Origin of the sequence: Pseudoalteromonas sp. CNAT2-18.1, assembly GCF_022347865.1 — a bacterium.
Taxonomy (GTDB): Bacteria; Pseudomonadota; Gammaproteobacteria; order Enterobacterales; family Alteromonadaceae; genus Pseudoalteromonas; species Pseudoalteromonas ruthenica.
This window is the reverse complement of sequence record NZ_JAKRFR010000009.1, coordinates 79,820-87,796: the sequence shown is the minus strand read 5'-3', so window position 1 is coordinate 87,796 and position 7,977 is coordinate 79,820. Positions and strand designations below refer to the sequence as shown.

The 7,977-nt window shown below is 45.9% G+C and carries 11 protein-coding genes; 4 read left to right on the top strand and 7 right to left on the bottom strand.

The window, feature by feature from the left end; translation table 11 throughout:
- Positions 1-611: 611 nt before the first annotated feature.
- From MHM94_RS17705 to MHM94_RS17690, 4 genes are all read right to left on the bottom strand, one after another.
- On the bottom strand, positions 612-1,136 hold the full coding sequence (locus MHM94_RS17705; protein WP_151172273.1) for a hypothetical protein: 525 nt from the start codon (positions 1,134-1,136) through the stop codon (positions 612-614).
- A 93-nt stretch (positions 1,137-1,229) separates the two neighbouring features.
- Entirely contained in the window at positions 1,230-2,615 is a 1,386-nt protein-coding gene (locus tag MHM94_RS17700) for a class II fumarate hydratase (RefSeq protein WP_022946250.1), read from the bottom strand.
- Positions 2,616-2,625: 10 nt separating this feature from the next.
- Positions 2,626-2,988, bottom strand: a complete 363-nt coding sequence (locus MHM94_RS17695) for a hypothetical protein (RefSeq protein WP_235420088.1) — start codon at positions 2,986-2,988, stop codon at positions 2,626-2,628.
- Positions 2,989-3,063: 75 nt separating this feature from the next.
- Positions 3,064-3,537 carry a Dps family protein gene (locus MHM94_RS17690; RefSeq protein ID WP_022946252.1) on the bottom strand — a complete coding sequence of 158 codons (474 nt, stop codon included), beginning with the start codon at positions 3,535-3,537 and terminating at the stop codon, positions 3,064-3,066.
- Positions 3,538-3,826: 289 nt separating this feature from the next.
- On the opposite strand from MHM94_RS17690, the gene MHM94_RS17685 reads away from it, so the two are divergent.
- A complete protein-coding gene (locus MHM94_RS17685) occupies positions 3,827-4,024 on the top strand; it encodes a hypothetical protein (protein ID WP_045980246.1) in 198 nt (65 codons plus the stop codon).
- Here MHM94_RS17685 and MHM94_RS17680 read toward each other — a convergent pair.
- The gene (locus MHM94_RS17680) at positions 4,021-4,617 is read right to left on the bottom strand and encodes an alpha/beta hydrolase (RefSeq protein WP_045980247.1); all 597 of its coding nucleotides are present in this window, start codon (positions 4,615-4,617) and stop codon (positions 4,021-4,023) included. The two genes, MHM94_RS17685 and MHM94_RS17680, sit on opposite strands and share 4 nt — an antisense overlap.
- Positions 4,618-4,649: 32 nt before the next feature.
- Entirely contained in the window at positions 4,650-5,195 is a 546-nt protein-coding gene (locus MHM94_RS17675) for a YaeQ family protein (RefSeq protein ID WP_022946256.1), read from the bottom strand.
- 106 nt (positions 5,196-5,301) lie between these two features.
- On the opposite strand from MHM94_RS17675, the gene ylqF reads away from it, so the two are divergent.
- Positions 5,302-6,246: a ribosome biogenesis GTPase YlqF gene (gene ylqF, locus MHM94_RS17670; RefSeq protein WP_022946257.1), complete on the top strand. Its 945-nt coding sequence runs from the start codon at positions 5,302-5,304 to the stop codon at positions 6,244-6,246.
- Between the two features lie 14 nt (positions 6,247-6,260).
- Here the strand turns inward: ylqF and MHM94_RS17665 are convergent, their stop codons facing one another.
- Positions 6,261-6,551, bottom strand: coding sequence for a hypothetical protein (locus tag MHM94_RS17665; protein ID WP_235420087.1), 291 nt, complete (start codon positions 6,549-6,551; stop codon positions 6,261-6,263).
- A 134-nt stretch (positions 6,552-6,685) separates the two neighbouring features.
- Between MHM94_RS17665 and MHM94_RS17660 the strand changes: the two genes are divergently transcribed.
- Both MHM94_RS17660 and MHM94_RS17655 read left to right on the top strand, forming a co-directional pair.
- Positions 6,686-7,150 (top strand): DUF2383 domain-containing protein, encoded by a 465-nt coding sequence (locus MHM94_RS17660; protein ID WP_022946258.1) that lies wholly within the window; start codon positions 6,686-6,688, stop codon positions 7,148-7,150.
- A 36-nt stretch (positions 7,151-7,186) separates the two neighbouring features.
- Positions 7,187-7,966 (top strand): VOC family protein, encoded by a 780-nt coding sequence (locus MHM94_RS17655; protein ID WP_235420086.1) that lies wholly within the window; start codon positions 7,187-7,189, stop codon positions 7,964-7,966.
- Positions 7,967-7,977 lie beyond the last annotated feature (11 nt).

Here is a 7,977-nt window from a genome sequence, read left to right as displayed (position 1 = left end):
GTGAAACGGAACTGCGCCGATGATAGTGTGGGTTCGCCCATGTGAAAGTAGGTCATCACCAGGCTCCTAATTAGAGAGACCCGTTGCAGAAGTGCAGCGGGTTTTTTTATGCGTGTAGAAAAGAACCTCACACCTGTAGGCAAGGCTTTTAGCCTTGCATCACCCTAGTCGGGATAAATCCCGACCCACAACACAACCAAACAACAGCAGAGCCCCACACCTGTAGGCAAGGCTTTAGCCTAGCGACACCTAGTCAGGATAAATCCTGACCTACAACACCGCACTCTAGGCTGGGTAACCCATGACCTACAATATTAGGCTTTTAAAAACATGATTAGCGGATGCTAAATGGCTATATATTTTTGGTCTTTTTCGAGTGGAATTGTTAGGCTAGAGAACAGATTTTGAATTTATTAGGGCTGACTTTTGACCCTTCCGTTACTTGCTTACTTATTGATCTTTGCGCTGTTTGGTGTAGCTGCAACGTATTTCGTCAAATTCCTTTACTTTCATTGGTATAAGAATGAGATAAAGCCCAAATTTATTATTCGGGCTTTGGTTTGTATTGCCGCCGTTACGGTATTGTCGCTGGTGTTGAGCGCCTTCGGTTATTAATACGTTTCTTGATTGACATTGCTCTGTACTGCGACGCACTGCTTTGATTTGCATTGTGTTGCGGGTCGCGTAAGGTGCTGACAGATACTCATCATGCCTTTTTCAGCATTTAGTTGGCTTTCCTGAGCAGCCAAACTGTTTGCTAACGCAGACACTTGCTGCGGATCTGCTGATTTACTTGAATATACAAGATATTGGCTTGGGCCGCCGCAAGCACGGCTACCCACAGCAACCACTTTACATTGGCTGGCGCTGTCACAAGATTTGTCCTGCGTCAGTGCTTCTAAACGTTGATAATCAGCTTTGATGGATTGCTCAGTGGCACTAATGGCGCGCTCTTCGTTAATCGGTTGGCTAAGTTGTTCGCCGTCGATTCGCTTATCTTTTCCTAGGTTATCTGTTGTTGACTCAGAGCTAGCTCGCTCTGCGGCTGTCTCTACTTCACCGGTGGTATTTTGTAGCTCATTATTTTGACATGCAGTGAGGGAGAGCAGTGCAAGGGGGATAATTAAGTGGCGCATAATATTTATAATTGTTGATGAGTATAGTGACCATAATACAAACATTGTGCTAATGCGCAAATGCAGATGTTATGGTCACCTAGCTCAGGCCATCTATTTTTGAATGCCTCCTAGGGTAAGCCCTTTAGGATCGAGTAACTTCTCTAGCTCTTTATAAGGAATGTCGGTTTGTGCTGCAGCTACATCGAGAATAGCTTTATTCTCTTTGTAAGCTTGCTTGGCAATAGCGGCCGCTTTCTCATATCCAATAATGGGGTTAAGCGCCGTTACCAGAATGGGGTTCTTTGCTAAAGAACGCTGTAAGTTATCTTCTCTGACGACGAAGCTGGCAATTGCCTTATCGGCCAAAGCATAGCTGGTATTGGTCAGTAACTCGATACTCTGCAATACGTTATAGGCGATAACGGGCAACATTACATTTAGTTCAAAGTTACCAGCCTGACCCGCTACGGTAATAGTACTGTCATTACCGATGACCTGCGCCGAAACCATGGCTGTGGCCTCAGGGATCACCGGGTTCACTTTGCCAGGCATAATGGATGAACCAGGTTGCAGTGCTTCGAGCTCTATTTCACCAATCCCACCTAAAGGTCCAGAGTTCATCCAACGTAGGTCGTTAGCGATTTTCATAAACGCGACCGCAGCAGTCTTTAGTTGCCCGGATACCGCAACCACCGAATCTTGAGTTGCGATGTGGTAGAACAGGTTTTCTGCCCCTTGGAAGTGACTATCGGTTTGGGCAGCGAGCTGTTTAGCGAAACGCGCCGAAAATTCAGGATCAGCATTTATACCTGTGCCTACAGCAGTACCGCCTTGGGCAAGTTGATGTAAGTGCTCAGCGCTAGCGCTGATTTGTTGTTTCGCCTTAACGACTTGTTCGCGCCAAGCCGACATGCTTTGAGCGAAGGTAACAGGCATGGCATCCATTAAATGTGTGCGGCCGGTTTTAACATGGCTGCCCACTTGTTCAATCTTAGCTTCTATCACACTAATAAGGTGATCCAGTGCTGGGATCAGCTCTTTCTCTATCGCCAGCGCACTACTTACGTGAATTGCTGTTGGGATCACATCATTGGAGCTTTGCCCCATATTTACATGATCATTGGGGTGTACATTATCACCCAGCAACTGACTTGCACGCGTAGCAATGACCTCATTAGCATTCATATTGGTACTGGTCCCTGAACCAGTTTGAAATACATCCACAGGGAAGTGCTCAAGGTGCTCACCAGCAATAATTTCGCGACAGGCGTTATCTATTGCACCACCTACGTTGGCATCAAGATGCCCTAGCTCGGTATTAACGGTGGCGGCTGCGCGTTTTATCTGTGCCAATGCCTGAATAAAGCGTGCTGGCATACGCATGGCACTGATGTGAAAGTTGTTCACAGCGCGTTGGGTTTGTGCTTGATATAAGGCATCTGCTGGGACCTGTAGCTCACCCATGCTGTCCTTTTCATGTCGGTACTCTGTGCTCATAAAGTGCTCCTTAATAGGGGTTGAACTCATGACAGAGAACGCGAGCTTCTTGGCTGAGTGCTCTGTACTTATGCATACCCTCTTGCTGGCGATAAAAACGCTGAAGGGCAAGCTGTGGTTTATGCAGCTGACAAAGGCTTTGTTTTCTTACTTGCTGTTCCAACAAAGGGTCACAGATGATATTAACCAATTGGTAAAACGTGCGACGTAAATAAAGCTCTTGTAATAAATACATCTGTCGAGCTCCATAGTAGCGAGCCCAATGCAAACCCGTTTCAATAAACTGTGCAACTAAGTTGGGTGCTTGGCCTCGCTGACACCGCGATAGACGGCGCAGTTGAGCTCCAAGAAATTCAAGCGAAATCTGTGGCACGGTGCAAATCCCTCTAGCTGTATTGATAATAATTATCATTACAGCTAGAGAGGGAAGATGCAAGTGATTTTGTGATTAATCCAAATAGGCTTTTAACATCCAAACAAGCTTCTCTTGTTCTTTAATGTAATCGCTCATTAACGCGGCTGTGCCTTCGTCTTGGTTATCGCCGGCATCACTGAGCACCTTACGCTGCATTTTTATTAGTGTTGAGTAGCCATCGACGAGTGATTGTACGGCTTGGCCGCCGTCGCTGACATTTTTCACTTCGTTAATTTGGCTTAATTCTATAAAGTCCGAAAATGCGTGTAGGGGCTCACCACCCAAGGTAAGAATACGCTCAGCTATTTCATCTACTTTTTCCAACAGCAAATTATAAATTTCCTCAAACTTCACGTGCAGCTCGAAGAAATCACGACCTTTGATGTTCCAATGGAAGCCACGGGCATTCATATACTGAATTTGATAGCAACTTAATAGCCGATTGAGTGATTCAATTACGTTTTGAGTTTCTTCACTATCTAATCCAATGGCATTGATTTGCGACATAGCTGTCTCCTGTGCATGGTTGTTTGCTGATAATCAGTATGGCCTAAAGGCACCTGATAACAAGCAGATAAATTCGATGCCTGACATCACTTTTAGCGATAACAACACCGACCCTATAATCATACTTGGGCATGATGTATGCCAAAAACAAGGCCGAGGAGATGAATTTTTGATCTAACGCAACAACTCGATACTGATGATTTATTGCCCAGTGAAAACTTGATTTAGCGCAAGGTTACTTTCCTTGTGCAGGCCATACTGAAGCCATCAACGATGAGGAGATAGGGCAATGACAAAAGCAAAAAAAGCAGAAATCACAGTATGTATTATCGCCGTACTAACCTTTGTAATCGGTCTTGTTGGTCATTTAGCTGGAGCCAGTTATGCCAACTCTGATGCGTTTGGCATTATTGCTGCGCCAATCCCATTGGTAGTCGGTGTTATTGCGGTAATTGCGTATAAAATCGCAGCGGCTGCTGAGGATTAAGTCTTTAGCTGCGCCAAGATATAATCGACCACCTTACGCGAGTAAATGAGGCTGGTGTGGCTAAGGTGAAAAACTTTATGCTGCGCCATACCTGAGACGCGGGTTTCATCAACCATGACCGTACCATCTGACGGCTTGCCCTGCTCAAATAATGGCAGTAAGCCAAAGGGCAAGTCTCCGGCGATACTGTACAGTTGGGCTGAGAAGGGCCAATCTTGGCTTTCACTCACGAGGTACTCAAGGCTATTCTTCAACAGTGCTTGCATGCCCCGGTCCTGCATATGGCGGGCTATTTGTGCCCCTTTGTGTGGGGTGCCAAGGGTAAAGACCTTTTTTACCTGGTCCGTCTGTGGAAACGCCTGACTGAGGTATTGCCGAGCAATAAGGCCGCCCAAGGAATGACAAACAAAAGCGCACTGGTCATCGGCGATGAAGTCATTAATTTGCGCAAAGATTTTATCGGTATCTGGGTTCAGGGTGTTGTATGACACATTTAAAATGCCATACCCCTGCTTTTTAAGACGTGCGCAAAGAGGGCGCATTACGAAGCCAGACATATACAATCCGTGTAATACAACTACCTTAGTGATCATAGTGACTCCGTTGATAACAATGGCGCTAGTATTTAGCCTTGTCCTTGCAACAAGGTCAAGGGGATTTGTAAGCTGGTCTCGCTATCACTCACCCACACTTCATTATCTTCGATGGTAATCGTTAAATCTAAGCTTCTGGAGGCCATTGCTGCTAGCTTCTGCGTATCTTCATAAGCAAGGCTGACGATACGCAGGTTATCAAACCCAGCGAGTTTCGCTTGGTGTTTTTGCCACCAAGCTTGCTGGCTTCCTTCACCATAGGCATAAAGTAATACTTGCTGTGCTCGGCTACAGGCCTTTTTTAGGCGCTTGTCATCAGCGAGACCAAGTTCTACCCATAAGTGAATACTGTCATCGTCGTTTATCCACCACAGCTCGGGCTCATCATCGGCACATAAGCCTTTGGTGAAAACTAAATTATCATTAGCATTTAAGGCAAAGGCAAGCACTCTGATCATCATCCGTTGGTCGGTTTCTGATGGGTGCTGCGCGAGGGTAAAAGAGTATTGCTGATAATGATGGCGGTTTAAATCACTAATGTTCAACCGTGCCTTGATGATCGTTGCTTTTAGGGCCATGCCTGTTCCATAAGAGAGAAGAAAAGCGGGCAGTATACACATTAACGGGTGATCTTGGCGTGTCTCGAAGGTAAAATAATTATTCATCACTTAGGGGAGAGAAAACATGGCAATCCAGTGGTTCCCAGGCCATATGAATAAAGCGCGTAACGAAATTAAAGAGATCATGCCACAAATGGATGTCATCATTGAGGTATTGGACGCGCGCATTCCCTACAGCAGTGAGAACCCTATGGTTGGCGCGTTGCGCGGTGATAAGCCAGTCATTAAGATCCTAAATAAGGCTGACTTAGCCGACCCGCAGATGACCACCCAATGGATGGACTACCTTGAGCGTGAAAATGGTGTCAAAGCCATGCCGCTCGCGAACGATAAAGCGGGCCATACTGGCAAAGTCATTGAACTGTGTAAAAAGCTTGTGCCGCACAAAGTAGGTGCCGATAAACAGATTAAAGCCATGATTATGGGGATCCCTAACGTTGGTAAGTCAACGCTTATCAATACGCTTGCGGGGCGCATCGTTGCTAAAACCGGCAATGAACCTGCGGTCACCAAAGCGCAACAGCGGATAAAAATAGACGAAGGGATCATGCTTTACGACACCCCTGGGATGTTATGGCCTAAGGTTGAAAACGAGAACTCCGGCTATCGTTTAGCGGCAACCGGCGCTATTCGTGATACCGCTATTGATTATGAAGAGGTTGCCAGCTACACCTGTGAGTATTTACTGCAAGCGTATCCGGCATTATTGAGCCAACGCTATAAAGTGTCACCACTGCCAGAACATGACTATGACTTTATGCTTGCAGCGGGCAAAAATCGCGGCTGTCTGCGTGGTGGTAATCAGGTTGATCTTCATAAGTTCGCTGAAATTCTCATTAACGAGTTACGTGATGCGGTGATTGGGCGTATTACCATGGAAACTCCGCAGATGCGTGAGCGAGAGGAACAGATGGTTGCAGAATTGCGCGCGGCAGCAGAGGCTAAAAAGGCCGCTAAGGAAGAAGAAAAGCGGCAACGACGTGCAAGAGCACGGAAAAACCGTCGCTGATATCACGACAAATTTTAGACATAAAAAAAGCCCTTCCGGGCTTTTTTGTTTTCATATCTACCGTCACCGATATGAGCAATGTAGCAAGTAAAATAGTAGGGTGGTTGGCGGCCTAACAGTTCAAGGGGCGTTGAGGAGTGCAGCCACCAACCAAAGCGCATTACGTGCGCAACACGTGTTTCAGGGTCGAGAAACAAAGTTGTCCGCAACAAAACGTTTAATGACATCACTGCTTTCGAATGCGTTCCCGCTTTGTTGATATTGATTATCAATAAGATTTGCCTTTGTGTCAACGCTTTTTGCAAATAATTCTCATTAATATCTGTGTTTTTCTATAACCAACTGAAATTATTTAAATTTATTTTTCTTCTTTTTTGTTGGAATGGTTCTTGAGTAAGCATTAAGCATTAAGGACAGTAACGATAGAAGGAGCCATGTTATGGGTTTAAAAATTCCTACCTCTGTATCCAGTGAACAAGAGCAAGATATTGAAATTATTGATCAATTAATTGAGTCTTTAGAAAATGAGCGAGTCCTAATTCAAGATGTGCAAAAACACGCTGAAGACGAATCTTTGCAAGCACGCATGAAAGTCTTACATGATCATAAGCGTTATTTGCAAACCGAGTTAGCAAAAGCGGTAGGGCAACAGCAGCAACTCGACGAAGTCGACACCAGTTTATTAGGAGATTTGAAGGAGTGGCAGGCAAAGCTTGAGTCCGTAGTGGGCGACAGTGTGCAAGCTTTCCTTGAAGAGTTGAATTCACAGCAACACAAAACCTTAGTGCAATGTCGTAATGCCGCGCAGGTGATGAATGATAGTCAGGGAGCCCAAGAGGTTGAGACCGTGATTGCCCAATTGGAAACTCATGAGCAGTACCTCAAGCGTTTTCTGAATGCGTAGTCTATGGTTAATGAAAACAACAAAAGGATGTAATTTATGAGCGAGAATTACCCCCAGGGACACTTTTGCTGGACCGAATTGTGTTCATCCGACTGGCAAGGTGGGAAAACATTTTATAGTGATTTGTTTACTTGGTCGGCTGAGGACCAGCCTATCGGCAATGGGCTTTACTATACCATGCTAAAAAAGCCACAAGGGGATGTGGCTGCGATGTATCAAATGCCCGCCGATCAACATGCTCAGGGTGTTCCCAGTTATTGGTTGAGCTATATTGCCGTTGATGATGTAGACGCGATGGCAGACAAGGCAAAGTCGCTGGGGGCAACCATAGTACACGGTCCACATGATGTGCCCGAGGCAGGTCGCATGGTGTTGTTGTGCGATCCTGTGGGCGCCATGGTAGCGCTATGGCAGGGTCAGGGGCACAAAGGGGCCAGTGTGCAAAATGAGGTTGATACGCCGTGCTGGTTTGAGTTAGCGACCCGCGATATTGAATCTAGTACTAATTTTTACAGTGAGTTATTGGGCTGGCGCGCCGAACTAAAAGCCATGGAAGGGATGGATTACACCCTGTTCAAAGCGGGTGACACCATGGTCGGTGGTATGGTGGCCATGGATGAGCAGTGGCCAGATGATATTCCGCCACATTGGATGATCTACTTCAGTGTCAACGATTGTGATGCACAAGCAGAGCAAGCTAAAAAACTTGGTGGCGAAGTAAGTGTGCAGCCCATGGATGTACCTGAAGTAGGCCGTTTTTGCGTCCTCACAGATCCACAAGGAGCAGTCTTTTCAATCATAAACCTTAACCAATAACTTGGGTTTTA